Here is a 25,060-nt window from a genome sequence, read left to right as displayed (position 1 = left end):
TCACTTTCCAATCCGCAGTGCATCCGCGTAACCCGTCAGTTCCAGATAGGCGCGCCCTATATCCGCATTCTGTTGACGCACCCGGACCGCGCCTTCCCAATACACCGCCCCAGCCGACTGTCGTGAATCGAGTTCCTGATCGTCCATCAGCGGATCGAGTTGCCATGCCAGCGTTCCGGTTCTAACCGTCATCGAGACCGGATACGAAGTATTCGTGCGCGGCGAGAGCCACATGCGACGCGGCGTGAAGTCGACTTCACCGGGGCCGAAGTTCGTTACCTGTCCATCGGGTTTGCGAAGCGTCGCGTGGGCCCATACTGCATGTCCATCGCGGCTCCGCACCTTGAATGCCATTAGCGCCGAGCCGCCCGTCAAATTAGCGCCGAGCCAATCCCATCCGACCGCATTGGCATCGAGCAACGTGCTCGACCATTCGTGATCCAGCCATGCGGTGCCCGTCACTGCCGTATTGCGCGTCGTGTCGTTTCCACCCCCGGCTGGGCGCACCACAGTGCCCGTCACGCGGAGTTGCGGTTCGCTGTAGTAGTAGCTCGCCTGTTCGGGCCGCGGTCCTTTGCGCGAGTAGCCGCGCTCGCCCTGAATCAGCGGGGGCTGCGTTGGCGTAAGTTGGAGATGTAGCGCGAATCCGCTTGCGTCGGCGGTGACGTCGTAGTGACCGTCCGCGGCGCGAATCATTTTCCATGCGTCGAGTTTGACGTCGGTGTTCGCGGGCTTCGCGTAGGCGAGCCCAAAACCCTGGCGAGCGATGCGTTGATCGTGAACGAGCCGTCCGATGACCGGATCGCTCAACGCAGCGTGCGCGATGATCAGTTGCGACGGCGCGAAGCCGCTGGGATCGGCGGAGTCGTGACCGGTCGCCGAACGGAAGAATGTGATCTGGAATCCGAGCGGTCGGTTATCGGGCGTCGTGAGCCAGCCGGTCGCATACCACCATTCGGTGCGGAAAGCCGGATGGGCACCGCTGTCCTGCGGAAACGAGATCGGATGGTCTGGCGTGACTGACGCGAAGGCGGCCAGGGTGGATGCAGATGAGTTACTACTAGCGGCAAAAGACGTCGACACAGCAGCTATGCCAACGCAAAACAGGCCTGGCAGGAAGAGCTGAAGGCTCCGCTGCGATGACCCGCTGTGCTTGCGCGCGATCCACGTCGCGCACGCACATAGCGCAGAGCAGGCCCCGCGAACGGCCACGCCATGCCACCACAACAACCGTATTCGCCAGGCACGCCCCTCAGCTCGCATCACCAGTCCTCCTTCACCGCGCGCACCGCATCCACCGATACCGCGCCGCGTCCCGCGACCACCGCCGTCGAGCACGACAGCGCCAGCATCACCAACGCGACTGTGCCAAGCACGAGCCACGGTACATGCAGCGACATGCTCCAGTGAAACGACTGCGGATTGACGTCGAACACGAGAACCAGGCTGATTGCGAAACCAAGCGCGAAACCGAGCGCAATGCCGCATGCGGTGAGCAAACCGCCCTCCGACGCGAGGATCGCAAGAATCTGCGCGCGCGTCACGCCGACGTGGCGCAACATCCCAAACTCGCGGGCGCGCGCGAGCGTCTGCGCGGAAAACGTCGCGGCGACGCCGAACAATCCGATCACGATCGCCACCGCTTCGAGCAGATACGTGACCGCGAAACTGCGGTCGAAGATCACCAGCGTGCGTGCACGGATTTCACCCGGTTGCGACATCTCGAGTGACGCGCCGAACGGCAGCGCCTTCAAACTTGCGACGACGCGTTCGACACTCACGCCCGGCTCGACGGTCACGGCGACATCGGTTGCGGTGGCGTCGCCGGTCAGCCGCCGATAGTCGGCGAGCCGTATCTGGATCGCGCCACTCTGCCGGGCGTAATCGCGCCACACACCGGCGACGACGAACAGCTGGCCGCGCTCGCCAAGCGGCAACGAAACTCGCTGGCCCGGCCGATACCCATACAGGTCGATCATTGCTTCGGAGACCCAAACAGGTATGTCACCGGCGCGAAGCGCGGACGGCGGCAGCACCGCGCCGGTCATCTGCAGATTCGCGCCCGGATCGGCTGCGTCGATTTCGCGCGCGAGCAGCGCGACGTCCGGGCGGGCAGGATTGAGCGTCAGATGTGTGATGCGCGCGAACGCGGCATTGCGGATGCCGGGCACCGTCGCGATCCGCGTCTGTTCGTCGGGCCGCAAGCCGCCACTGTCGCCGCTATTGCCGCCCGACGCTACGCGCACGTACAGATCGGCGGACAGCAGACGCGTGATCCAGTCGTCGACGGACACGCGGAAGCTCGCCACCATGATCGCCATCGCGACGATCAGCGCGAAGCTCGACAACACGCCACCCATCGCGATCGATGCTTGCCCCGGCGCATTCGCGAGACGCGCAATCGCGAGCGTGCCCGTCGCGGCCATGCGGCGTCGCGTGCCGCGCGCGCGGCTCACCGCGCCGAATATCAGCGCGGTTACGCGCGGCATCAGCGCAATGCCGCCTACAAGCAGCAGCGCAACCGCCAGATAGCCGGCGATCGGCGCGTCGAACCACGGCGGCACGCGTGTCAGCGCGGCGGCCGCCAGCAGACAGCCGAGCGCGGGCCATGGCGTCGCCAGCCGCGCCAACGCGCTTTCCTCGGCGCCAGCCTTGAGTGCCACGGCCGGCCGTGCGCGCGCCGCGTCGATGGCGGGCGCGACGCTGCCCAACACCGACACCGCGACCCCGAGCGCGAGAAACACCGCGCTCGCGAGCGGCTCGAAGCCGACTCGCGGTTGCACGCCCGGAAAGTAGCCGCCGCCGAGATCGCTGCCGAAAAAACGCAGCGCACCGCTGGCCATCGCGTAGCCGAGCGCAAGTCCGCACAACGAGCCGAGCAACCCGAGCAGCGCGCCTTCGAGCAGGATCTGCCGCAATAGCTGAGCTCGCGTGAGTCCGAGCACGCGCAGCATCGCAAATTGCGAGCGGCGTCGCACGACACCGAGCGCCTGCGTCGAAAACACGAGGAACGCACCCGTGAACAGTGCGACCAGCGCGAGCACGTTCATGTTGATCCGGTAAGCACGCGACAGGCGATCGGTGCGGCTTTCGGTATCACGCGTCTCGGCGACCACCCACGCGCTGCCGAGCTGCTGTTGAAGATCGCGTTTGAAGCGTTGCCGATCGACGCCGCGTTCGAGCTGCACGTCGACGCGCGACAGCTTGCCCACCTTGCCGAACCTCCATTGCGCGGCGGCGATGTCCATCACCGCGAGCCGTTGACCCGGCCGCGTGCGCACGAGCCCGCCCGCGACGCGCAGACGCAGATCCGATGTGCCGATGCGCAGCGTCACGTGGTCGTCGGTTTTCACGTTCAGCCATTGCTGGGCGGCTGTCGACAGAAATATCGCATCGGAGGCGAGCATGTCGAACGGGTGGTCCGGCGGGGGCACGCCGATCAGGTCGGGCGTGATCCGGCGCGCCTTGAAGGCGTCGATGCCGAGGACCGGCAGCGCACCGCTGTGCCCTGGCACCGCGATGTCGAGCGCGAGCACGGGACTCGCCAACGCCACGCCCGGCTCATTGGCCAGTCGCGGATAGAGGGACTCGTCGACGAAAGGCTGCGCGCCGCGCACCTGCAGATCCGCTTCACCGGACAGACTGCGTGCGGCCGCCGAGAATTCGTTGAAGGCTGCACTGTTGATCAATTGCACCGCGTAGCCGAGCGCGACGCCTAGCGCGATCGTCGCGATTGCGACGAGTGCGCGTCCGCGATGACTGCGCCATTCCGCCGCCAACAGCCAGCGCGCGAGAACGCGAGATCCCGGTGTGCTCGGCAGAGGACCAGGATCAGCGGGCATCGTCGGTCGAGCGGGTCGCCGCATGCGCGGCGTTCGCGGTTTTATCGCGCGAGGCGTGCAGACCGCCGTCGCTCAGGATCAACACGCGGTCGGCCACGGCGGCCGCGGCCTCCGAATGCGTGACCATGATCGTCGCCGCGCCGGTCGCCTTGCTTTGCGCGCGAAACAGGCCGAGCACGTCGTGCGCGGTCGCGGGGTCGAGGTTGCCGGTCGGTTCGTCGGCGAGAAGCAGCGTCGGACGATGCACGAGCGCTCGTGCAATGGCCACGCGCTGCAGCTCACCGCCAGACAGCTCGCGCGGAAAGTCGTCGCCTCGTCCGCCGAGGCCGACTGCCGCGAGCATGTCGAGCGCGCTCGCCGTCGGGAGATCATTGAGCAGCAGTGGCAGTGCGACGTTCTGCGCGAGCGTCAGATGCGGCAGCACGTGAAACGCCTGGAATACGAAGCCGAGCTTCTGGCGACGCAGACGCGTCGCGGCGTTATCGTCGAGTTGCTCGACCGCGCGTCCGTCGATCATCACGCTGCCGCTATCGGCGCGGTCGAGTCCGGCGATCAGATTGAGCAGCGTCGACTTGCCGACGCCCGAGTCGCCCATGATCGCGACGAACTCGCCCGCCGCAAGCGTGAAGTCGAGCTGCGCGAGCACGATGCGGCCGGTGCCGTACCGCTTGCTGAGGCCGCGGCATTCGAGGGCGGGTACGGCGACGTCGTCACGAAGGGTCATGCGAGCAGGTCCGGAAAAGGAGCCGGGCGAGGGGAGCCGGCCGGGCGAAATGAGTGTGCCTCTCCGCGCGATTTTCTGCAGCAAGTAGCATGTCGCGGCGCGTTTTGTCGTAAGGCAAATGGAAGTTTATTCGGGCCGGGAAGGATTCAGTTTCAGCGCTCCTCGATCGAGGCGCTCGGCATCGTGGCCACCTCGCTCACGGGTCGATCTGTAGTGTCGGCACAAAATTTTTTTCTCGTCGACAGCGCGAATCTTTGCGTGATTGCGGGACGTCCGCGGCAGTCAAACAAAACATCACAGCATGATCCGTTCCAGCCGAGCGGAGCCCCTTGGACGCCAAATGCCTAAAAGCCATCAATCTCCTGGTAATTGCCAGCTTTTGCGGCCAAATGATCAAGATCGCCGGAAGGCTTTGTAACAATGTGCAAACGCACATTTCGATGCGTTTTGCAAGCGTCGCCGTCGCAACAATGTATTGTGGCGCCGATTTTCACGCTGTTGCGATGCAAAATTTATCTTATCTTGGTAATCTCCCACCCTTGGTCATTCGGCTGCGGGTAAACGTGTAGCGGGAAACCCTTCGCGCGTTAATTTCAGCGAACTCCAACTTACATTTCCATTTCAACGCCTGCTGTTTTTGAGGGCGTTGACGGGGCGTTTTGTACTTCAAGTTTCGACAGAGCACATGCCATTGCCTCTTCTAAGTCTTCTCATCTGGATCCCCATAGTCGCCGGATTCGTGGTTCTGCGTGCCGGGTCCGACGCGGCGCGTAATTGCACGCGCTGGCTCGCGCTGATCGGCGCGGTGGCGGGTTTCTTGCCGGTGATCCCGCTCGTGGCGAATTTCCGTAACGACGTGACCTCGATGCAGTTCGTCGAGAACGTCCGCTGGTCGCCGACATTCGATATCGCATGGCATGTGGGAATCGACGGGATTTCGCTGTGGCTCGTCGCGCTGACCGCGTTGACGACGATCATCATCGTGATCGCATCGTGGGAGTCGATCACGCAGCGTACCGCGCAGTACTTCGGCGCGTTCCTGATGCTGTCGGGCTTCATGCAGGGCGTGTTCACGTCCCTCGACGGCATGATGTTCTTCATTGCGTTCGAGGCGACGCTGATCCCGCTGTATCTGCTGATCGGCACGTACGGTCACAAAAACCGCACGTATGCCGCGGTGAAGTTCTTCTTCGTGTCATTCCTCGGCTCGCTGATGATGCTGATGTCGATGCTCTATCTGTATAGCCAGACGCACAGCTTCGACCTCGCCGTGTGGCGCGAAGCGCATCTCGACACGGTGCCCCAGGCGCTGATCTTCCTCGGCTTTCTTGCCGCGTTCGGCGTGAAGGTGCCGATGTGGCCGCTGCATACGTGGCTCCCCGACGTGCACCTCGACGGCCCGACCGGTGCCGCGGTGATGATCGGCATGCTGAAGATCGGCGGCTACGGTCTGCTGCGTTTCGCATTGCCGATCGCGCCGCAAGCGAGCCACTTCTTCGCGCCGATGATGATCACGCTGTCGCTCGTCGCGGTGATCTATTCGAGCCTGCTCGCACTGGTGCAAACCGACATGCGACGCCTGCTCGCGTATTCGACGGTCGCGCACATGGGCCTCGTCACGCTCGGTCTGTTTGTCTTCAATCGCTTCGGCCAGTCCGGCGCAATCGTGCAGATGATCTCCTACGGCGTGGTGTCCGGCGCGATGCTGTTGTGCACCGGCATGCTCTACGATCGCACGAAAACTGCATCGATTGCCGAATATGGCGGTGTCGCCAACACGATGCCGCGCTTTGCCGCTTTCGTGATGCTGTTCTCGATGGCCAACATCGGTCTGCCGGGCACGTCGGGTTTCGTCGGCGAATTCATGGTGCTGATGGGCGCGATCCGCTTCAACTTCTGGATCGGCGCGATCGCCGCGACCACGTTGATTCTGAGCGCGGCCTACACGCTGTGGATGTACAAGCGCGTGATCTTCGGTGCGATCGCCAATGCGCGCGTCGCGAAGCTGAAAGACCTCGGCAAGCGCGAGTTCGTGCTGCTCGGTGCGATGTCGCTGCTCGTGCTCGCGATCGGCGTCGATCCGAAGCCGTTCACCGATGCGATCGATCCGTCGGTCGGCACGCTGCTCGCGCAATCGGAACGCACGGCGCTTCCTTCAGACGCCGTGCCGGCGGAAGCCCGCCAGCATCTGCAGGCAGCGGCGCCCGGAGCGGCATCGGTCGCCGCGCACACGCCGGGTTAAAAGAACCAAGCGCAAGAGCCGTTGTTGCATCCGCGCGTCAGGATGCGGCGACGCTCTTGCGCTTTTGCGCGTCGCTATCGATCCCGTTGTGAACGTATGCGTGGCGTAGTGCTTGGAATCGCTGCGCGTCCAGCGATTTTTTAGCGCTTGTTTTCAAGGGACTTTGCGACGCGTCAACTTTTCGATGCTTCGTTTTTGGAGCGTCGCAAACGACGCTGGTGAATAGGGTGTGCAGGAAATGCGGCAACGTGTCGCACTGCGTTGTGAAGCAATAGTTCGTTGCTGAATCGAGTGTTTACTGGAATTCGGTGCCACCCCTATTATGCGAGCGCTTATTACTGGAGAGCCGTCGAATGACGTTCGTTGAAGTCAAAAAAACGAGGCAATGGAAATGAAAGGACGGACGCTGAGAAGGCCGGCAAGTTTCCTTTCCGCCAGCCTCATGTTGCTGCTTTCGGGTTGCAGCAACCTCGATATTCTGAATCCGAAGGGGAGTGTGGGACTCGCGGAGCGTGATCTGATCGCGACTTCGGTGTGGGCCATGCTGATCGTCGTGGTGCCGGTCATTCTGATGACACTGTTTTTCGCGTGGCGTTACCGCGCGTCAAACAGGAACGCCGACTACCAACCAGGTTGGACGCATTCCACCGCGGTTGAAGTCGTCGTCTGGACGATTCCGACTTTGATCATTCTGTTCCTCGCCGTGTTGACGTGGCGGACGACGCATGAGCTCGATCCGTATCGCCCGCTCGAATCGCAGGTCAAGCCGATCAACGTCGAAGTCGTCGCACTCGACTGGAAATGGCTGTTCATCTATCCGGATCTGGGCATCGCTTCAGTGAACCAGCTCGCGATTCCGGTCGGTACCCCGGTGAACTTCCGGATTACGTCTGACACGGTGATGAACTCGTTCTTCATCCCGCAGCTGGGCGGCCAGATCTACGCGATGGCGGGCATGCAAACGCGCCTGCACCTGATCGCCGATCACGCTGGCGACTACGCGGGCACCGCGGCGAATTTCAGCGGCAAGGGCTTTTCGGACATGAAGTTCCGCACGCTCGCCAGCTCGCCTGAAGACTTCAACGCGTGGGTCGCGAAGGTGCGCGCGTCGTCGGACCGTCTCGACATGGACCGCTATCACGCGGTGTCCGAGCCGAGCGAAAAGGACCCGGTGCGGTACTTCTCGACGGTCGATCCGAAGCTGTTCAACAACATCATCGCCCGCTACAACAACGGCAACGTCCTCGACAACGTGAAGGACGCCAACTGTGCGCCTAAGGGGTAACGCATGTTCGGAAAACTAACGCTCGATGCGATCCCGTATCACGAGCCAATCATCGTTACGGCGGGCGCGGGGATGATCCTCGCCGCGCTGGCCGTACTCGGCGCAATCACGTATTTCGGCAAATGGCGCTACTTGTGGACCGAATGGCTGACCTCGGTCGACCACAAGAAGATTGGTGTCATGTATATCGTCATTGCCTTCGTCATGCTGCTGCGCGGCTTCGCCGACGCGATCATGATGCGTATGCAACTGGCGCTGTCATACCTGGCCCCGGGCTTTTTGCCGCCGCATCACTACGACCAGATCTTCACCGCGCACGGCGTCATCATGATCTTCTTCATGGCGATGGCGTTCATGGTCGGTCTGATGAACCTCATCGTGCCGCTGCAGATCGGCGCACGCGACGTCGCGTTCCCGTTCATCAACTCGCTGAGCTTCTGGATGACGGCAATCGGCGCGATCCTGATCAACATTTCGCTGGTGATCGGTGAATTCGCGCAGACGGGCTGGCTCGCTTATCCGCCGCTGTCCGAATTGCAGTTCAGCCCCGGTGTCGGCGTCGACTACTACCTGTGGAGCTTGCAGCTTTCCGGTATCGGCACGTTGCTGACCGGTGTGAACTTCTTCGTGACCATCGTGAAGATGCGCGCACCGGGCATGTCGTTCATGAAGATGCCGGTGTTCACGTGGACCGCGCTGTGCACGAACGTGCTGATCATGGCGTCGTTCCCGATCCTGACCGTCACGCTCGCACTGCTCGGTCTGGACCGTTACCTCGGCATGCACTTCTTCACCAACGATGCCGGCGGCAACGCGATGCTGTACCTGAACCTGATCTGGGCATGGGGACACCCCGAGGTGTACATCCTGATCCTGCCCGCGTTCGGTATCTTCTCGGAAGTCGTCGCCACCTACGCGGAGAAGCCGCTGTTCGGCTACAAGACGATGGTGTGGGCGACCTGCACGATCATGGTGCTGTCGTTCCTCGTGTGGTTGCACCACTTCTTCACGATGGGTTCGGGCGCGGACGTGAATGCGTTCTTCGGTATCGCGACGATGATCATCTCGATTCCGACCGGCGTCAAAGTGTTCAACTGGTTGTTTACGATCTACAAGGGCCGTCTGCGATTCACGACGCCGGTTCTGTGGACGATCGGCTTCATCATTACTTTCACGATCGGTGGTATGACCGGCGTGATGATGGCGATTCCGGGCGCGGACTTCATGCTGCACAACAGCCTGTTCCTGATCGCTCACTTCCACAACGTGATTATCGGTGGCGTGCTGTTCGGTTATCTGGCCGGCTTCAACTACTGGTTCCCGAAGGCGTTCGGCTTCAAGCTGAACGAGAAGCTCGGCAAGGCCGCGTTCTGGTTCTGGCAGATCGGCTTCTGGGTTGCGTTCACGCCGCTGTACGTGCTTGGTTTCATGGGCATGACGCGTCGTCTGAATCACTACGACAACCCGACCTGGCATCCGTGGCTGATCGCCGCCGCGTTCGGCGCGGTGCTGATTGCAATCGGTATTGCCTGCCAGTTGCTGCAGCTGTTCGTCAGCATCCGCGATCGCAACCTGGCGCAAAACCGCGACCTGACGGGCGACCCATGGGACGGTCGTACGCTGGAATGGGCGACGAGCTCGCCGCCGCCGGCTTATAACTTCGCGCACATCCCGGAGGTCCGCTCGCTCGACGCGTTCACCGAAATGAAGTCGCGCAAGGGTGCGCAGAAGGTGCCGGCGTATCGCGACATTCACATGCCGTCGAATACGTCCGCGGGTCTGCTGGTGGGTCTGTTCTCGCTGGTGCTCGGTTTTGCTGGTGTGTGGCACATCTGGTGGCTTGCGATCGTTGGCGCGGTCGGCGCGATCGCCACCGTGATCATCTACAGCTTCATGGACAACGACGGCTATTACATTCCTGCCGACACTGTCGCGCTGATTGAAGACAAACGCAACGGCGGTGCTGGTGCCGTGGCCGGTGTCGGCGCAAGCGTCGGCAAGCAGGTCGCGCTGGAGGTGGACTGATGTTACAAAAGACTATTGCGGTTGAGCCGCAACTCGCGCCGGACCACGTACCGTCGCACTCGGTGTTCGGTTTCTGGCTGTATCTGATGACCGACTGCATCATCTTCGCGGCGCTGTTCGCGGTGTTCGCGGTGATGAGCCATCAGTTCGCGGGTGGCCCGAGCGGCAAGGATCTGTTCGAGATTCCGGGCGTCGCGCTGGAAACGACGATGCTGCTGCTCTCGAGTATCACGTACGGCTTCGCGATGCTCGGCGCGCACAAGAACCGCAAGGGCGCGCTGCTCGGCTGGCTCGGCGTGACGTTCCTGCTGGGCCTCGCGTTTCTCGTGCTGGAAATGCGCGAGTTCTCGCACCTGATCGCCGAAGGCGCGGGTCCTAGCCGCAGCGCATTCCTGTCGTCGTTCTTCACGCTGGTCGGCACGCACGGCCTGCACGTGACGTTCGGCCTGATCTGGATGGTGGTGCTGGCGCTGCAGGTGATGCGTCATCGCGACCTGACCGAACGCGACATGATCCGTCTGACGTGCCTGAGTCTTTTCTGGCACTTCCTCGACGTCGTGTGGATCGGCGTTTTCACCTTTGTCTATCTTGCGAGCGTGATCTAAATGGACCATAGTCATAGCGCCCATGGCGCACACTCGGAAGGCGGCCACGGCAGCTTCGGCAGCTATACGGCGGGCTTCGTGCTCTCCGTCATTCTGACCGTCGCGGCATTCGCGCTCGTGATGACCGGCACGTTGACAGGCCAAAGCGCGTTGCTCGCGATCGCGGGCCTCGCGTTCGTGCAGATCCTCGTGCATCTGGTGTTCTTCCTGCATATGAACACGTCGTCGTCGCAGCGCTGGAACGTGACCGCGTTTGCGTTCACCGTGCTGACCGCGGTGATCGTGGTTGGCGGCACGTTGTGGGTGATGCATAACGTCAGCATGAACATGATGTCGCGCTAAGCGGATAACGCTTTAGCCCGAAAAGAGAGGCCCCGCAAGAATGAAGGTTCTTGCGGGGCTTCTGTCATTTATCGGCTCGCTTTTACTCCACCTACTTTCTTCTGGTCATCTAAGCGTCTTCAGTACTGGTAACGCCACGCGTTCATATACAGCGTGTCGTTGTTGGTCCATTGCAGCGCCGCGTAGCGGATCGAGCCCGGAGTCTGCGCGGCAAACTGGCAACTCGAACATTCGGCCGTGCCGTTTTCGTTGACACCCGCGCTCAGCTGCACCGAATATTGACCGCCACCCAGCGCAACCGGCGTGTTCTGCGACCAGCTATCGATGCCCGTCAACGGTGTGATTCCGTTCCCCGTCTGAGTCTGGATCAAGCCCTGAGTGACGAGCGGAATAACGGCATGAATCGACGAAAGTTGAAGAATTTTTCGTGACGATGGGCAAGGCCGGTCTGACAGGTGATGGAAGTCCAAGTGCGCAGACGCTCTACGTCGCACTTGCGCGATCTCGCGCAAACCGCTATATTTTTTGTATCAAAAAAAGAGAACCTGAGAGAAACGCCGACAGAGCGAAGATTCAACAACGGGGATGCGGCAACGCGAGTAGACCAGGACCGTCGAGGCGTTTGTGATGACGTCTCGACGGCGCCGCATACCTATTGCTCGGTTGGCGAGTGAAACGGTGCTGAGACCCGATCGCGTGCTGTTCGTGCTGCGTTATCGCGCGAAGTACTGACGATAGCGCCAGCCCAGGTGGCGAATCGCATTGAGACTCCAGCGAAAGGCTTTTAATAGCGGCCGCATCCGGTTGCCGCGTACTTTTTCCAGCGGCCGTGCCGCTTGCGGTGCGAGTTGTTCGACCACGGCTTCCGGCGTCGTGAAGAGGCGCGTTTTCCAGTCGAAGTACAGCGGGTAGCGCAGCAGCACGCCCGCGCACAGCATGTCGAGCGTCAGCGTGCGATGACGCCACGGCAGCGGCGCGAGCGCATCGTGGGTGAGTCCCCAGCCGGCGTAGAACGGCAGACCGTAGGTGAACACCGCTTTGCCGCGCAACAACGCGTCGAAGCCCGCGAGCGACGATAGCGTGTGAACTTCATCCGCCGCATCGACGAGCGACAGCAGGTCCGCTTCCGTATCGACGACGTCCGCGAGCTGCTGTGCGTCGATCAGTCCATTGCGGTTGCCTGATAGCACATCGGGATGCGGCTTGTAGACGACGAATGCGTCGGGACGCAGGCGGCGCACTTCGCGCAGCAGAGCATCGGCGGTGCCGATGGCGCGCGTGCCGAGGCGGATCGATGCATCGTCGGCGACCTGGCCGGGGACCAGCACGATCTGCTTGCCGGCCGGCGCCGTCCAGATAGGGCGGCGACGGCCGAGGTTGTACTTCGTGACGCCGAGTTGCACGACCTTGTTGCGAAGCGCCGCGGCGCGCGCCAACTCGGTGTCGCTGAATTCGGTGTCGTTGAGCAGCACGCTTAAGTCGCTCGGCTGACTCGCATCGAAGTACAGACCGCGGCGATCGATCACCTGACTGCGCGGCGCGATCATGTCGGAGCCGAGGCCCGTCGAGTGGAAGAAACCGTCTTCGATTCTGACGCGATGAACTTCCGGCGCGAGGCCGTCTGCGCTGCGCGCGCCCCACAGTACCGCACATTCGTGGAATTGCACCGATTGCGGTTCGGCGGTCCAGCGTAATGCCGAATTGCCCGCCGTGATGTATGGCGTCGCGAACGGGCGCTTCCACCATTGAAAACGCAGTGCCGCGACGGCGTGCAGATCGGCGAAGCGTAGTTGGACCACTTGCTGTAACTCGATGCTGTCTAGCAGATCGTCGAGCGTGCCGGGTGCGTGCGTGGACGGATTCAGATAGCGCGTCGAGCGGACAAACACCACGTCGAACAAGGTGGCCAGCGTGGGGCGCGCAGTTCGGTTCGGCAAGGGCTGGGCGTCATGCGTCAGACCCCAGCCCGCGTAGTACGGTGCGCCGAATGCGTGGACGCGCGCGCCGGCCAACAGAGCATGCATGCCTTCCGACGCCCCCAGCGTATAGACGTGATCGACGTGAGGCAGGGCAGCGCACAGCGATTCGTTGTCGGTGAAACGCCTCGTGCCGGCGGGCAGCATCGGTTCCGATGATGCGGACAGCCAGCGGCCTCGTGCTGGATCGGTGGATGGAGCGATCCAGAATTCGGCTTGCGGATGGGCGCTTATCGCGGCTTGTACCATTCGCGCAAATGCTTTGGACGAATGGCGTGTTGCGATTGCGCTAGATCCTTTTGAGCGGACGCGTTCGTCGATCAGCAGTACGCGTTCCTTGCTTCGTGGCTCGAGTAGCGCGACGGGGCAGCAGGATTGCGAGTCACGTATTGACGATGCGTTAGTGCGCGCGAACCGCCGCATCAATCGTTGCGATTGGGATGCGGTTTGGGAACGGCGATTCTGTTCTGTTGCGGTCGCGAGTGCTTCGTTCAGCGCGGCGGCGAATGTCTCGGAGCTGGCATCTGCAAGCGGCATCGAAAACCATGACAACAGCGGCGTGCCGGACGGTCCACGCGACCAGACCGGTCCGGGCCACGCGGCGTTGATGTGCTTGCGGAGTAGAACTGCGACGCGTAAGGCAATGCGCCCATACCAACGGTCGATCCATACATGCTCGACGCTCCGTTGACGGAGTCCGCTCCACAGGCGAAAACCGCGCGTAAGACTGTGCAGATCGATTGCGAGGTTCGAGGATGCCTGTTCGTTGGCGATGACGCGTTGCTTCATTTAGCGCAGCGTTTCCAGAAAGGCGTCGACGCGTTCGAAATGCTCCGCCCACGTCGGCTCGCGAAATCGTTCGATGCGGATTATCTGCGCATCGCGCTCGGGGCTATTCGGCTGCGCGTAGGCCTGAACGCGCGCGAGCCAGCCGGGGCCGTCGAGTGGATCCAGATAGTCGGGAATGTTATCGGCGATTTCGTGGAAGACAGGGAGATCGCTAGCGAGTACCGGTACTTTCAGCGCGAGTGCTTCGGCGAGTGGCATGCCATAGCCTTCGACGAAGGAGGGGAACAGCAGCGCCTGGCAGTGTTGCAGATACGCGTGCAGTTTTTCGTCGGAGCAGTGGGGTTCTTCTATTACTACGCCTTTTAGCGGTTCGCAGCGCTCCAGCATGTCGATGACGTTTTCGCATTCCCAGCCGCGTCGGCCGATTACCACGAGCTTTGGTGCTGCGGTGCCGAGTTGTTCGACGAGGCGGCGCCAGGCGTTCAGGATTAACCAGTGGTTCTTGCGCGGCTCGATCGTGCCTAGCATCACGAAGTACGGTGTGGCGATCGGGCGCGGCGCGAGTGGGCGTGGGGTTACGCCGGAGGCGAGGTGAGCGACGACTGTCGGTGGAAGCGGAAGGTTGGCGCGTTCGGCTTCGGCAGCGAGGGAGTCGAGCGTGGCTTGCGAATTCATGATGAGCCCGCTTGCGTGCCTCAACGCCGTGTGCATGCGATTGCGATGCGTGGCGTCCACACCGGGGCGGCAGTATTCGGCGTGAGTCAACGGGATTAAGTCGTGGACCATGAATACGGGGTGAATTTGACGCTTTGACATCATCTTGTAATAGCGGCCGAATTCCATCCCGTTGTGACTTGTGTGCAACAGTATTCCGTTGAGTCTTGATTCTCTTAGGCGATTAAGGCAGGCGCGAGCGACTAATGCGCGGATTTTGTTTCTATTGCGAATCGATGAGAAAATCCATGCAAACGTTTGCTGGGAATCTCTCTCTGTCAGCACGGTGGAGTAGCCACGCTCGCTGAGGATCGCGCGGGCATTTGCGCCGTAGTTTTCAATGTAAGCGAGACCGACGCGATCGACACCTGTAGGCAGAAGCCCATCGTAAAGGCGCGTTAGAAGGCGCGTGACGTCCAAGAAGAGCTTTGACACGGGAAGGCGTAGTGGTTTCGTAATCTGCCGCAAAGACACATCTGATCTGTACGGTGTGGCTTTTTTATTACAACGCAACATTTTACCCGAGTGCGTGAGAGAATTCGCGGCGGCAGTTTGTAAAAACTCAGTAAGACAACGGTAGGTTTGTGGGCGCGATATCGTTCGCCCGAATCGAAGCTCCGTGCGGCGGTGTTGACGCCGCGCCGCATCGTTGCGTGGGGGGCGCCACAGCGCATTGGAGTTGCGATTGCAGTTGGGTGGGGGCGCGAACCAGGCGATAGTTGTGCCTTTAACGTCGTGTTGCTACATACACGCAAAAATAGATCCGAGAGAAATGGAAACACGTTACATCGGTCCGGTGGTTCCGACCGTTGCTTTGATTACACCTGCAATGCGAGCATCGATAAAACGTCAACGCCCGATGGTCATTTGGATGACTGGCATGTCGGGCGCTGGAAAGTCGACGCTGGCGCGAATGCTGGACAAGGAGTTGCATACTGCGGGCCACCACACAGCGCTTCTCGACGGTGACAACCTTCGCCTCGGCCTGAATAACGACCTCGATTTTTCTGACGCTAGTCGGCACGAAAGCGTACGTCGCGTTGCGGAAGTTGCGCGGCTGATGGTGGATACAGGGTTGATCGTGATCGTGTCGTTTATCTCCCCGTTCCGCGCCGACCGTGATGCTGCCAGAGCGTTGTTTTCAAGCGGACAGTTCTTTGAAGTGCATGTCGACGCGCCTCTGCACGTCGTTGAGGCGAGAGATCCCAAGGGGCTGTACCGCAAAGCCCGAGACGGCTTGTTGGCGAAGCTCACTGGCATTGATTCGCCGTACGAGACACCGCTGAACCCTGAATTGCGCTTGAATACTTCTGAAACGACACCCAACGATGCGTTGCGACAGATCCTGCTGGCGCTTGGGCCGCTGAGCGAAGATGCCAGCGGCGCGCGCGAGACAGCTGTTTATGCCTAAGCTACTGGAAATTGTGTGTCCGCTGTTGGGCGAATCGATGTCACGTTGTTGATCAACGTAGGGCCAAACAAGCGCTGGAGCACTGGCGTCAATTGCAAACGTTTGCTGATATCTCTCTCACTTTCGTTAATCGTCATTTCCACTTGAAACTTGATAGCCGCGACGCAGGCGATGAATTTTTCGTGATTGTTGTGTGGGATTTTCGTCAGATTGCGCAATTCAGGCCCAGAGCATGAGACAATCCGCGCCGAGCTTTAATTACTTACTAATCGTCACCATAAATGTCGCGTCTGTCTCGTTGTGTAATTTTCGCCGCGATCGTATGTGGCGCGGTTGCGGTTTCTGGTTGCTCTAGCATTCCGACCTCCGGTCCCAGCAGCTCGCAGATAAGCGGCGCCGCGGCTCCCGCCAATCCGACAGGAATCCAGATTGTCGATGTGACCGATGATGTCGCCCGCAAGCTGTTCGCCGAACGTATCGTTGGCAACTTCGCTACCGCGCTGGGTAATGGAACCGCTTTCCAACAGCAACTCGGTGTGGGCGACACTATTGAAGTATCGATCTGGGAAGCGCCGCCCGCCACGCTTTTTGGCGCTGCGCAATTGGACTCGAAGGGTGGCACAAGCAACGCGCGTGTGACCGTACTGCCCGATCAGACGATCGACGGCAGCGGCAAAATCAATGTGCCGTTTGCGGGTGAATTGAAAGCGGCGGGGCGCACTCCGACGGAATTGCAGCGTGATATCACCGCGCGCCTGAAGAATATCGCCCACGATCCGCAAGTTCTGGTGAAGCTTTCGCGAAACGCGACCTCGTACGTGACCGTTGTCGGCGATGTGGCAAGCAGCAACCGGATGCCTCTGAGCGCGCGCGGCGAGCGCGTGCTCGATGCGCTGGCTTTTGCTGGTGGCGTCAAGCAGCCAGTCGACAAGATCACGATTCAGGTCACGCGTGGCGACGCGGTGGCATCGCTGCCGCTTGAAACGGTCATTCGAGATCCGCGTCAGAACGTGCCGCTGCATGCGGGCGACGTGGTGACGGCGCTGTTCCAGCCGTTTAGTTTTACGTCGCTCGGCGCGACCGGCAAGAATCAGGAAATCAATTTCGAAGCGCAAGGGATCACGCTTGCGCAGGGTTTGGCGCGTGCCGGCGGTTTGGAAGACTCCCGTTCGGATGCTCAGGGCGTGTTTATTTTCCGTCTCGAGGATGCAAAAGCGTTGCCGTGGCCGATTACGCCTGTACGTACGACTGCGGACGGCAAGGTGCCGGTCGTGTATCGCGTGAATCTGCGTGACCCGAACTCGTTCTTCGTAGCGCAGAGCTTCATGATGGACAACAAAGACCTGCTGTATGTGTCCAACGCGCCGATTGCTGAAGTTCAGAAGTTCTTGAATGTAGTTTTCTCCGTAGCTTATCCGATTGTGACCGGCGTTCAGACGTTCAGGTAATGAATCGCGAGCGGCATAGCGCCGTGCCGATCTGGCTTTTCCACTTCAGTGCGACATCGCAACCGACGTTTCGTGATTTGGGAGCACGTGGGCGGGATTCGCCGTGGTGCTTTTTGTTTGACGATCGTGAACGCACGACTGCTAGAACATAACCAATCCATTATTGGGAATGCCACTAGTAGGCAATAACAGATTCAAGCGTTTCAAGTTCTAGCTGCGACATTGCCAAAATGCGATGAACGTGGCGCTACGTATCACCGATATTTCTCTTATTTCTTCATTATGGAAATCCCTGCCCCCTTCGCGAACGTCTTAGTGCAAACTATTTTTCGTGACGAGCAGACACGGGCTCGCCTCGCGGCAGCCATCGAACCATGGATGGCGGACGAGCTTGCGCGTACGATCGATTGCGTCGCCGTGGACGGCGGTCACTTTCAAGGCAGGTTAAAGGAGCGATGTCTCGAGACTCTCGCGCCCGAGTTGATACGCGCGATATTCAAGGTTCTTCTCGGGCGTGAGCCGGAAGAGGAAGCGATTGGCCATTACACGCCACTGCTTCTTACACAGAATGGCATCGAGCACGTGTTAAGTATCGTGATGGAGTCGGGTGAATGCCGACGGCGCTGGCGATCTTCTCCGTATGTGCTCCCCCATCCGTCTCTAACGCGCGACGACCCGGTTACGGTTTTCCTGCATATTCAGAAAACGGGCGGTACATCCCTGCAAAACATGATCACCGATGCCTTCAGTGATCAACCGGTTTATCGCGAACACGCTGACACGTTATATCTAAGATCTGCGGCTGAGTTGGCTCAGTACAGACTATTTTTGGGGCATTTCAATTACGATTCGATCTCGTACATACCCAAATCTAGGATTTCGGTCGTTACCTTCCTTAGAGACCCGAAGCAGCGTTTAGTTTCACTTTACAGATTTTGGCGAGCGCACGAGTCGGATCATCCATCATTCCACGAGAAAATGGCGCTGGCCAATCAACTTGGGATGGAAGAGTTTTGTCGCACCATCTCGTCATGGCGGGAATACGAAACGTGGAACCACATTGCATGGGCCGTAATGGGGGAGCGCGGCTGGATGCATTGGACTACGAGAATGGAGGCCGCCGAGGCCGATCAGGCTGACAAAGTCAGCATCCTGCAGGAGTTCAGGCATGCGGCTCGTGAGCGGTTAAATGAGTTTTCATTTATCGGCATGCAGGACGATTTCGCGAGATCGACCGCGATGCTTGCAGACATTTTGAAAAGGCCGGACCTGAATCCGCGTCACGATCACGCGGTGAATCAGTTGATTGGAACAGAGCTTTTCTTTAAGAAGTGTTTGCCGGAGGTCAGCAGCACGCCGGGACTCGACCGGGCAATCGCCGAGTTGACGCAGCTCGACTCTATCATTTATGACGAGGCACGGCAGATATATCTTCAGGCGTTGGGCAGCGAGCACAGCACGAAGTGATGCGTTCGCAAGTGGGGTTGCGTTGATGAATTGAAAAGTGATTCTTTCGTTCGTTGTCGGCGTGTCGTTTCACATAGAAGTCTAAGGAACAAACCGGTATGGGTCGCGTTGTTGCAATCGATGGACACAATCTCGCTCTCCAACACGGGACAGGGGTGGCTACTTATGCGAGAAATCTGGCCAATAGCATCCAGGATATGAGATGGAAAACCTGGACGCTGTACGGAGCTCCGATCTCACCGCGGACCCCTGAATTACTACGTGAGATAGCGTTCTTCGATTTCCTCGGCGGGGCTTCGCGTAGAAGGAGCAAATTATCGCAGACGCTGGCGTGGGCGAAAGAGCCATTCATCGCCCCGATGGGATATCAGGCGGTGGGGATCCCGTTAACTGGCAGCGTAGAGACTCGACGTTTCGCCGGGCGTCTGCCGCGTGAATCCGAAGTATTCAACATCGACGATCTGTTTCACATTGCGCGACGCTATTTCCAACGATACAAAAAATTTCTAGAAGTACGTTTTCCCAATCCGCCGGATGTGATGCATTGGACGTATCCAATGCCGATCAAGGCGGCGGGCATACCGAACATCTACACAATTCACGACCTCGTTCCCCTGCGACTTCCCTACACGACGTTGGATAACAAGCGGTACTATCACCGGATGATTAAAGGCTGCATTGAAGGCGGGGACCATATTTGCACCGTCTCGGAGAAGTCGAAGGAAGACATTATTCGTTTGTTCGGCGCGTCTGAATCTGATATTACCAACACATATCAAGCGGTTGAGACCGCGGGCACTTTCGATCGCAAGAGTCAGCGTGAGACAGAATTGGAGGTCGAGGGTATTTATGGTCTGGCTCCTCGTAGCTACTTCCTTTTCTTTGGGGCCATCGAGCCGAAAAAGAATGTGGGACGTCTTATTGAGGCGTTTCTTTCAACCCGGTTGGACGCGAAGCTGGTGATCGTCGGCTCGCTTGCCTGGAAATCGGATGAAGAAATGAAACTGGTCAATGGCATGCTGAAGCAGCGACCGAGTCTGAGCAAGCGGATTCATATCTTTGACTATGCACCTCGTCCTTTCCTTGTAAGTCTGATTCGTTCGGCAAAGGCCGTGGTATTTCCTTCCTTGTACGAAGGCTTTGGCCTGCCGATTCTTGAGGCAATGCAACTCGGCACTCCGACCTTGTGCTCTACCGAAGGGTCGTTGCCGGAGATAGCCGGCTCGGCTAGTGTGCGTGTCGATCCTTACGATGTGTCCGCGATCGCCCAAGGACTGCGCTTGCTCGACCAAGACGCGGGTTTGCGAGAGGACCTGAGAATTGCCGGCTTGGAACGGGCTACGACGTTTGGTCCCGGACAGTATCGAGAGAAGCTGCTCGATATGTATCAAAAAACGTTTTAATGGAATTGACTACTTTACTTATTTAGGATTTGACTCATGGTACAGGGGTTGTCTTTCTTTCAGAACGGTAAAAAGCAGTTGTTCTCCGATAAAACGAGGCTCGGTGATGCCGCCCGCGACGAGCGAGCGTGGGATCGCGCCGCTGCTCACTATCGCGATGCACTTGAGATCAATCCAAAAGCAGATGGAATCTGGGTTCAGCTCGGTCATTCGCAGAAAGAACTTGGCATGTTTGGAAAAGCTGAGGAAAGCTATCGGCGCGCTTTGGACCTAAATCCAGAAAATTCCGATACGAGTGTTCAACTTGGCCATCTGTTTTCTGTGCGACACGACGTGACTAACGCACTCAAGTATTACCGGGAAGCGGCGAAATTCGGCTCGCGCGATCCGATCGTACTAGAGTACCTCGAGAAACACTCGGATCACACGGATTCCGTCGCTTTTTCAGGCTCTACGGGAAGTTCGCCGATTTACTTTGACTACAGCGACCTCGTTCAGTATTTCCAGCACAACCGATTTCCCACAGGAATTCAGCGGGTACAAATCGAGCTGTTTAAAGCCGCTCAGGAGTCGGAGTCCGACGTGCCTCTGCGCGCGTGTGCGTTTGTGGATGGCAAGAATTTCTGGGTGGAACTCGATCCTATCGCTTTCCGACGACTGTGCGATCTCTCGTCGCTCCCGGGCGGCGCCGAAGAGCCAGTCTGGATTTCGGCGGTCGATCATCTCCTGAAGATGTTGGAGATGAAAGCACGGATCCGTTTTCCGCAGAACTCGACGCTTATCAATGTGGGTACGTCCTGGTGGATCAAGGACTATGGCACCTACGTGCGTCACGCAAAACAGCGGTTCGGTTTGAGGTATGTGCCGTTTGTGCACGATCTGATCCCGCTGCTTACGCCGGAACACTGTTCGAAGGGGCTGGTCGAAGAGTTCAAGGCATGGATTGAGTCTGTCATGCTTCAGGCGGACTTTATTGCGGTTAATTCGACCAATACCAAGAACGATGTCATCGAGTACGGCAAGCAACGCTTTGCACTACAGTTCGAACCGAAAGTCGTGCGACTCGACGCCGAATTCGCACGCACCGACATCCCCTCGGGCGGTCAGGAGTTTCTGATCGACTCTGGCCTTGTGGCCGGCAAGTATGTGCTTTTCGTGGGCACGCTCGAATCCCGAAAGAACCACGTAGGCGTCTTCCAGGCGTGGAAGAAGCTGATGACCGCGCACGGCGTAGATGCTACGCCGACGCTCGTGTGCGTTGGCAAACGGGGATGGCTGTTCGATCAGGCCAGTTCACTGCTGGAAGCAGATAGCCGACTCGCCAGCAAGATTGCTCTTCTTTCGGGCATTTCGGATGACGAGCTTGCGGCGCTTTACAAAGGTTGCCTGTTCACTGTATATGCCAGCCATTATGAGGGCTGGGGCCTGCCGGTCACCGAAAGCCTGAGCTTCGGAAAGGTGTGTCTGAGTGCAAATAATTCATCGCTGCCGGAAGCGGGTTCCCGGTTCGCCGACTACTTTGATAACGATTCAGTACCCGACATTGTCAGTGGTTTGAACAAGCTCGTGTTTGACGATCAATATCGTGTGCGTCGAGAGGCTGAAATCGCCCGCGATTTCAAGCCGCGGGAATGGGTCGAAGTGCTTCACGATCTCGTGGGTGGGGTGACGGATCATTTCTCCGCGGCCCGCAAGGATTCGCGCGGGCCGGCAGTGGCGCAAATCGAACCGGGCGTCTTCTACGACTTTGGCGCGAAGACCCACGTGGACGCGGGCCCTGATCGTGCCGTTGCGGAGATGCTACGTCACGAATTGTCTTGGCACCCTGTCGAAGCGTGGGGTACGTGGGCGCGTAACAAAAACGCGAAGCTGGCGTTCAAGTTCTCGCCGGCGAGCCACCTTGCCCACGATGAGGTTCTCGTCTATCTGAAGCTCGTCTGCGGTCCTGAATCGACTGAAGTAACGGTTCGATTGGGCTCACATGTAGTCGGCGAGGTATCGCTACAATCCCATGAGACCCGCTTTGTCCGTTTCACGGTGCGCAAATCATGGCTGGTCTTGCGGGAAGAAGCGGGCGAATACAACGTAATGGTCTTCGATCACAAGGTTCTGGTGTCCTTGTCCGAATCGTCAGAAGACGCGGACAATCGCGTGATTGGCGTTGGACTCTGCGGCATTGGTATGTGCGATCCGGATGATTTTGAGTTCCGGCTCGACATTCGTGAACGTCAGGACATGTTGATTCTGTAATCGCGACGCCTGTATTTGTCGAAGCGCTGGGCGGCGGCTTGATGGGCCGCCGCCCATTTCTCCAATGGTCACACCGTGCTAGGCCGGAAATCCTTGAAAATTGTGCGAAAGAGGCTGATTTCATCAAGTGAATCGGCAAATTGCAGCGTTTGCCAATCCGACGACCCACTAAAACGGTACATCGCGGAACGGCTATCTTTCGCGGAGACTGTGACGCTCGGAACACCGGTTTTGGTCTTGCCACGCGCAACCGCTACGAACACGAATGCACAGTCTGGTGCGGCGCGTTTCAGGGCGGTTTGAACAAGGTCGAAATCGTGATCTGAATGTTCATCTTCACGGCGAATCATTAGGAACAGGGTGCTTGCCCCATTCTTCAGGCATAAGCGGAGCCGGTCGACGCACCGTGTCAAATAGGCGTAGTCAGTTGACTCGTGCACATCGTGATGATTGAATACGAAGTCGACTCCATGTTTCTCCTGGTAGAACACATGTTGCACCCGGTTCACTTCGGGACCGTCGCGACGCTCTTCCACAGGGACGGGGGCGTAGTACTGTCTGTCCAGGAAAGTCTGGAAATTGTCTTCGACCGCGTGCGCAATCATCGATGGGCTGGCAAACGTCCAGTCGAACGCCGAAGAGAACTTCTTCAGTCCGAAGCGCTTTAAGAAGGTACTCGTGTAGCAGTGCGTGCCCAGACTGACGATATTGTCGAAGTACCTGGGCGTGTTCGCTGTGCTATCCGGGAAAGCGACAAGTACCTTACGCTTGAAATGGCTTTTCGATTCTTCGCTGGCCAAAAACATTTGCAGCGTCTGCTCGATAGCGGATTCGGAATCGTGCCGAGCCAAGAGTTCGGTGTGATGTTGCAGCCCGCTCGGCTCAGGTTCTCGACCCAAGAGTGCACGATAGAAAGCCTGAATGATCCGTTCGTTCTGTTTCTCTTTAGTCATTTGATGGGCGGGCAAGACTAGGTCCGTGATGTGGTTGGACGGCTTTGTCTGCGCGAGTGGAGCTTCGGCGGCTACTAGCTGCAGAACGGCTTTAGGCGCTAACGGCGGCGCAACGAAGGCTCGCTTCTCTGATTGACCGGTCGCCTCGTAGTAAAAATCGAATGCGGTGTCGACGTCCGCAAACTCACGCAGTATTCCGCGCTCGAGCACGCACGCGCGTGAGCAATGCTCGCGTATCATTTGCGGATCGTGTGACACCATGATCATCGCTCTATCGCGCCGTCGCTCGAATAGTTCGTGGTGGCACTTCGCCTGGAAGCTTGCGTCACCTACCGCAATGACCTCATCGATCAGAAAGCATTCGAATTCAATTGCCATCGACATCGCGAATGCGAGTCTGGCGCGCATCCCGTTCGAATACTTTTTCACTGGTTCCCGGAGATAATCGCCGAGCTCCGTGAATTCTTCGACAAATGGGAGTGCATCGTCATACGATGCCCCGTAGACGCGGCAGACAAATCTAAGGTTGTCGAGTCCGGTCAGACTGCCCTGGAATCCGCCGGAAAATGCGAGCGGCCAGGACACCGTCATACCTCGGTCAATCTGTCCCGAGCTTGGCAGTTCCGACCCGCCAATGAGGCGAATCAGGGTGGACTTGCCTGACCCGTTTCGCCCCAAAATGCCAACGCGCTCGGATTTGCCTATTGCAAGTTGAATGTTATTCAAAACTGTTCGCCGGCCGTTCCTGGTCCGGTATTGCTTGCTCACGTCGCGCAAGTTGAGCATCAGTGTTCCACTTTCGATGAGATGTCTTTCATGACAGCCAGTCCCATCCACGTCAGAAAGGCGCAAACAATGACGACATACTGGACATCGTAATAAGGTTTGATTGACGGTCCGAAGTAGCCAAAGCGGAACAGTTCCACACAGTTCGGAACCGGGAAAAGCATGACAATGTCGCGCACTCGTGGAGGCAGCCAACTCGCCATCACGAACGCTCCGGACACCGGCAATTGAAAGTATGCGATCGGATGCCACAAACGTTCCACCATTTCGCTGTATTCGCAAATGCCGCCGATCAGCAGCCCCATTGCAGCCGAGTACCACGCTAGTAGCCCCCAGCCGGCCGCCATCGTCAACATGTCCGCCGGCGGAAGGATGAGTCCTGTCACCACGAACAATGATACGAGGACGACCATGGAAAGCGTGATTCCCGCAATTTCTAGAACAATGCGCGCGAGGAAAAGGTCAATGACCTGAACGTTTCGATGGAAGAGAAGGGAGGCGTTAGGCTCGACGGCGAGGGTGCATCGACCGATGGTGTTTCGCCATACAAGCACGGTGGAATAGCTCGTTATCGCGAACGCCATTACGTTGACGCTATGGCCGGAACTGACATCGTGCACAATAGTCCACAGGCCCATGACGCCCATGGTGAACAGCATCGGTTCGGCGAAAAGCCAAGCGAAGCCGATGTTGTGACGTCCGTAGCGCGTAATGATTTCCCGCATGATCAAGGCGAAGATAACACGCGCCTGAATGACTAGGGCGCGAGAGAGCGAAGCGGTCCTATTGTCCGGCATG

At 58.9% G+C, this 25,060-nt stretch carries 18 protein-coding genes and 1 pseudogene; 10 read left to right on the top strand and 9 right to left on the bottom strand.

Annotated elements, in window-relative coordinates; translation table 11 throughout:
* From OKW43_RS11315 to OKW43_RS11305, 3 genes are all read right to left on the bottom strand, one after another.
* On the bottom strand, positions 1-1,116 hold the full coding sequence (locus tag OKW43_RS11315; protein ID WP_429447405.1) for a lipocalin-like domain-containing protein: 1,116 nt from the start codon (positions 1,114-1,116) through the stop codon (positions 1-3).
* Positions 1,117-1,262: 146 nt separating this feature from the next.
* Complete coding sequence (locus OKW43_RS11310; RefSeq protein ID WP_429447267.1) at positions 1,263-3,842, bottom strand: FtsX-like permease family protein; 2,580 nt, start codon at positions 3,840-3,842, stop codon at positions 1,263-1,265.
* Positions 3,832-4,566 carry an ABC transporter ATP-binding protein gene (locus OKW43_RS11305; RefSeq protein ID WP_429447266.1) on the bottom strand — a complete coding sequence of 245 codons (735 nt, stop codon included), beginning with the start codon at positions 4,564-4,566 and terminating at the stop codon, positions 3,832-3,834. The genes OKW43_RS11310 and OKW43_RS11305 overlap by 11 nt, the downstream gene beginning before the upstream one ends.
* 685 nt (positions 4,567-5,251) lie before the next feature.
* Between OKW43_RS11305 and OKW43_RS11300 the strand changes: the two genes are divergently transcribed.
* From OKW43_RS11300 to cyoD, 5 genes are all read left to right on the top strand, one after another.
* Positions 5,252-6,808: an NADH-quinone oxidoreductase subunit M gene (locus OKW43_RS11300; protein ID WP_429447265.1), complete on the top strand. Its 1,557-nt coding sequence runs from the start codon at positions 5,252-5,254 to the stop codon at positions 6,806-6,808.
* A gap of 391 nt (positions 6,809-7,199) precedes the next feature.
* Positions 7,200-8,093: a ubiquinol oxidase subunit II gene (gene cyoA, locus OKW43_RS11295; RefSeq protein ID WP_187639289.1), complete on the top strand. Its 894-nt coding sequence runs from the start codon at positions 7,200-7,202 to the stop codon at positions 8,091-8,093.
* 3 nt (positions 8,094-8,096) lie between these two features.
* Positions 8,097-10,118: a cytochrome o ubiquinol oxidase subunit I gene (cyoB, locus tag OKW43_RS11290; RefSeq protein WP_429447263.1), complete on the top strand. Its 2,022-nt coding sequence runs from the start codon at positions 8,097-8,099 to the stop codon at positions 10,116-10,118.
* The gene (gene cyoC, locus OKW43_RS11285; RefSeq protein ID WP_187639287.1) at positions 10,118-10,723 is read left to right on the top strand and encodes a cytochrome o ubiquinol oxidase subunit III; all 606 of its coding nucleotides are present in this window, start codon (positions 10,118-10,120) and stop codon (positions 10,721-10,723) included. The genes cyoB and cyoC overlap by 1 nt, the downstream gene beginning before the upstream one ends.
* Positions 10,724-11,065: a cytochrome o ubiquinol oxidase subunit IV gene (gene cyoD / locus OKW43_RS11280; protein ID WP_429447261.1), complete on the top strand. Its 342-nt coding sequence runs from the start codon at positions 10,724-10,726 to the stop codon at positions 11,063-11,065.
* Positions 11,066-11,184: 119 nt separating this feature from the next.
* On the opposite strand, the gene OKW43_RS11275 is transcribed toward cyoD, so the two are convergent.
* From OKW43_RS11275 to OKW43_RS11265, 3 genes are all read right to left on the bottom strand, one after another.
* Positions 11,185-11,400 (bottom strand): hypothetical protein, encoded by a 216-nt coding sequence (locus OKW43_RS11275; protein ID WP_429447259.1) that lies wholly within the window; start codon positions 11,398-11,400, stop codon positions 11,185-11,187.
* Positions 11,401-11,778: 378 nt separating this feature from the next.
* Positions 11,779-13,830, bottom strand: coding sequence for a capsular polysaccharide biosynthesis protein (locus OKW43_RS11270; protein WP_429447257.1), 2,052 nt, complete (start codon positions 13,828-13,830; stop codon positions 11,779-11,781).
* Complete coding sequence (locus tag OKW43_RS11265) at positions 13,831-14,979, bottom strand: glycosyltransferase family 4 protein (RefSeq protein WP_429447255.1); 1,149 nt, start codon at positions 14,977-14,979, stop codon at positions 13,831-13,833.
* A gap of 337 nt (positions 14,980-15,316) precedes the next feature.
* Between OKW43_RS11265 and cysC the strand changes: the two genes are divergently transcribed.
* The 5 genes from cysC (at position 15,317) to OKW43_RS11240 (ending at position 22,523) form a co-directional block, all read left to right on the top strand.
* The gene (gene cysC, locus OKW43_RS11260; protein WP_429447253.1) at positions 15,317-15,955 is read left to right on the top strand and encodes an adenylyl-sulfate kinase; all 639 of its coding nucleotides are present in this window, start codon (positions 15,317-15,319) and stop codon (positions 15,953-15,955) included.
* A gap of 281 nt (positions 15,956-16,236) precedes the next feature.
* A complete protein-coding gene (locus OKW43_RS11255) occupies positions 16,237-17,403 on the top strand; it encodes a polysaccharide biosynthesis/export family protein (protein WP_429447251.1) in 1,167 nt (388 codons plus the stop codon).
* Positions 17,404-17,718: 315 nt separating this feature from the next.
* Positions 17,719-18,870, top strand: a complete 1,152-nt coding sequence (locus OKW43_RS11250; RefSeq protein ID WP_429447249.1) for a sulfotransferase domain-containing protein — start codon at positions 17,719-17,721, stop codon at positions 18,868-18,870.
* A gap of 98 nt (positions 18,871-18,968) precedes the next feature.
* Entirely contained in the window at positions 18,969-20,273 is a 1,305-nt protein-coding gene (locus OKW43_RS11245) for a glycosyltransferase family 4 protein (protein WP_429447247.1), read from the top strand.
* A 36-nt stretch (positions 20,274-20,309) separates the two neighbouring features.
* On the top strand, positions 20,310-22,523 hold the full coding sequence (locus OKW43_RS11240; RefSeq protein WP_429447245.1) for a glycosyltransferase: 2,214 nt from the start codon (positions 20,310-20,312) through the stop codon (positions 22,521-22,523).
* Positions 22,524-22,591: 68 nt separating this feature from the next.
* Here the strand turns inward: OKW43_RS11240 and OKW43_RS11235 are convergent, their stop codons facing one another.
* The 3 genes and pseudogenes from OKW43_RS11235 to OKW43_RS11225 form a co-directional block, all read right to left on the bottom strand.
* On the bottom strand, positions 22,592-23,329 hold the full coding sequence (locus tag OKW43_RS11235; protein ID WP_429447403.1) for a DUF1796 family putative cysteine peptidase: 738 nt from the start codon (positions 23,327-23,329) through the stop codon (positions 22,592-22,594).
* 291 nt (positions 23,330-23,620) lie between these two features.
* Positions 23,621-24,262: pseudogene (locus OKW43_RS11230) on the bottom strand (ABC transporter ATP-binding protein); the annotation flags it as partial.
* Positions 24,262-25,059, bottom strand: coding sequence for an ABC transporter permease (locus tag OKW43_RS11225; protein ID WP_429447243.1), 798 nt, complete (start codon positions 25,057-25,059; stop codon positions 24,262-24,264). The gene OKW43_RS11225 and the pseudogene OKW43_RS11230, both read right to left, overlap by 1 nt.
* Between the last annotated feature and the right edge of the window lies 1 nt (position 25,060).

This window comes from Paraburkholderia sp. WC7.3g, from assembly GCF_050436345.1.
Taxonomy (GTDB): domain Bacteria; phylum Pseudomonadota; class Gammaproteobacteria; order Burkholderiales; family Burkholderiaceae; genus Paraburkholderia; species Paraburkholderia podalyriae.
Note: the sequence above shows the minus strand (reverse complement) of the source record. Positions and strands in the feature narration are given on the sequence as shown.

Excerpts from the sequence above, each read along its gene's own strand:
- OKW43_RS11310 (WP_429447267.1), bottom strand. The coding sequence starts at position 3,842 with ATGCCCGCTGATCCTGGTCCTCTGCCGAGCACACCGGGATCTCGCGTT.
- OKW43_RS11305 (WP_429447266.1), bottom strand. The coding sequence starts at position 4,566 with ATGACCCTTCGTGACGACGTCGCCGTACCCGCCCTCGAATGCCGCGGC.
- OKW43_RS11300 (WP_429447265.1), top strand. The coding sequence starts at position 5,252 with ATGCCATTGCCTCTTCTAAGTCTTCTCATCTGGATCCCCATAGTCGCC.
- cyoA (WP_187639289.1), top strand. The coding sequence starts at position 7,200 with ATGAAAGGACGGACGCTGAGAAGGCCGGCAAGTTTCCTTTCCGCCAGC.
- cyoB (WP_429447263.1), top strand. The coding sequence starts at position 8,097 with ATGTTCGGAAAACTAACGCTCGATGCGATCCCGTATCACGAGCCAATC.
- cyoC (WP_187639287.1), top strand. The coding sequence starts at position 10,118 with ATGTTACAAAAGACTATTGCGGTTGAGCCGCAACTCGCGCCGGACCAC.
- cyoD (WP_429447261.1), top strand. The coding sequence starts at position 10,724 with ATGGACCATAGTCATAGCGCCCATGGCGCACACTCGGAAGGCGGCCAC.
- OKW43_RS11270 (WP_429447257.1), bottom strand. The coding sequence starts at position 13,830 with ATGAAGCAACGCGTCATCGCCAACGAACAGGCATCCTCGAACCTCGCA.
- cysC (WP_429447253.1), top strand. The coding sequence starts at position 15,317 with ATGGAAACACGTTACATCGGTCCGGTGGTTCCGACCGTTGCTTTGATT.
- OKW43_RS11255 (WP_429447251.1), top strand. The coding sequence starts at position 16,237 with ATGTCGCGTCTGTCTCGTTGTGTAATTTTCGCCGCGATCGTATGTGGC.
- OKW43_RS11245 (WP_429447247.1), top strand. The coding sequence starts at position 18,969 with ATGGGTCGCGTTGTTGCAATCGATGGACACAATCTCGCTCTCCAACAC.
- OKW43_RS11240 (WP_429447245.1), top strand. The coding sequence starts at position 20,310 with ATGGTACAGGGGTTGTCTTTCTTTCAGAACGGTAAAAAGCAGTTGTTC.
- OKW43_RS11235 (WP_429447403.1), bottom strand. The coding sequence starts at position 23,329 with ATGTTTTTGGCCAGCGAAGAATCGAAAAGCCATTTCAAGCGTAAGGTA.
- OKW43_RS11225 (WP_429447243.1), bottom strand. The coding sequence starts at position 25,059 with ATGCCGGACAATAGGACCGCTTCGCTCTCTCGCGCCCTAGTCATTCAG.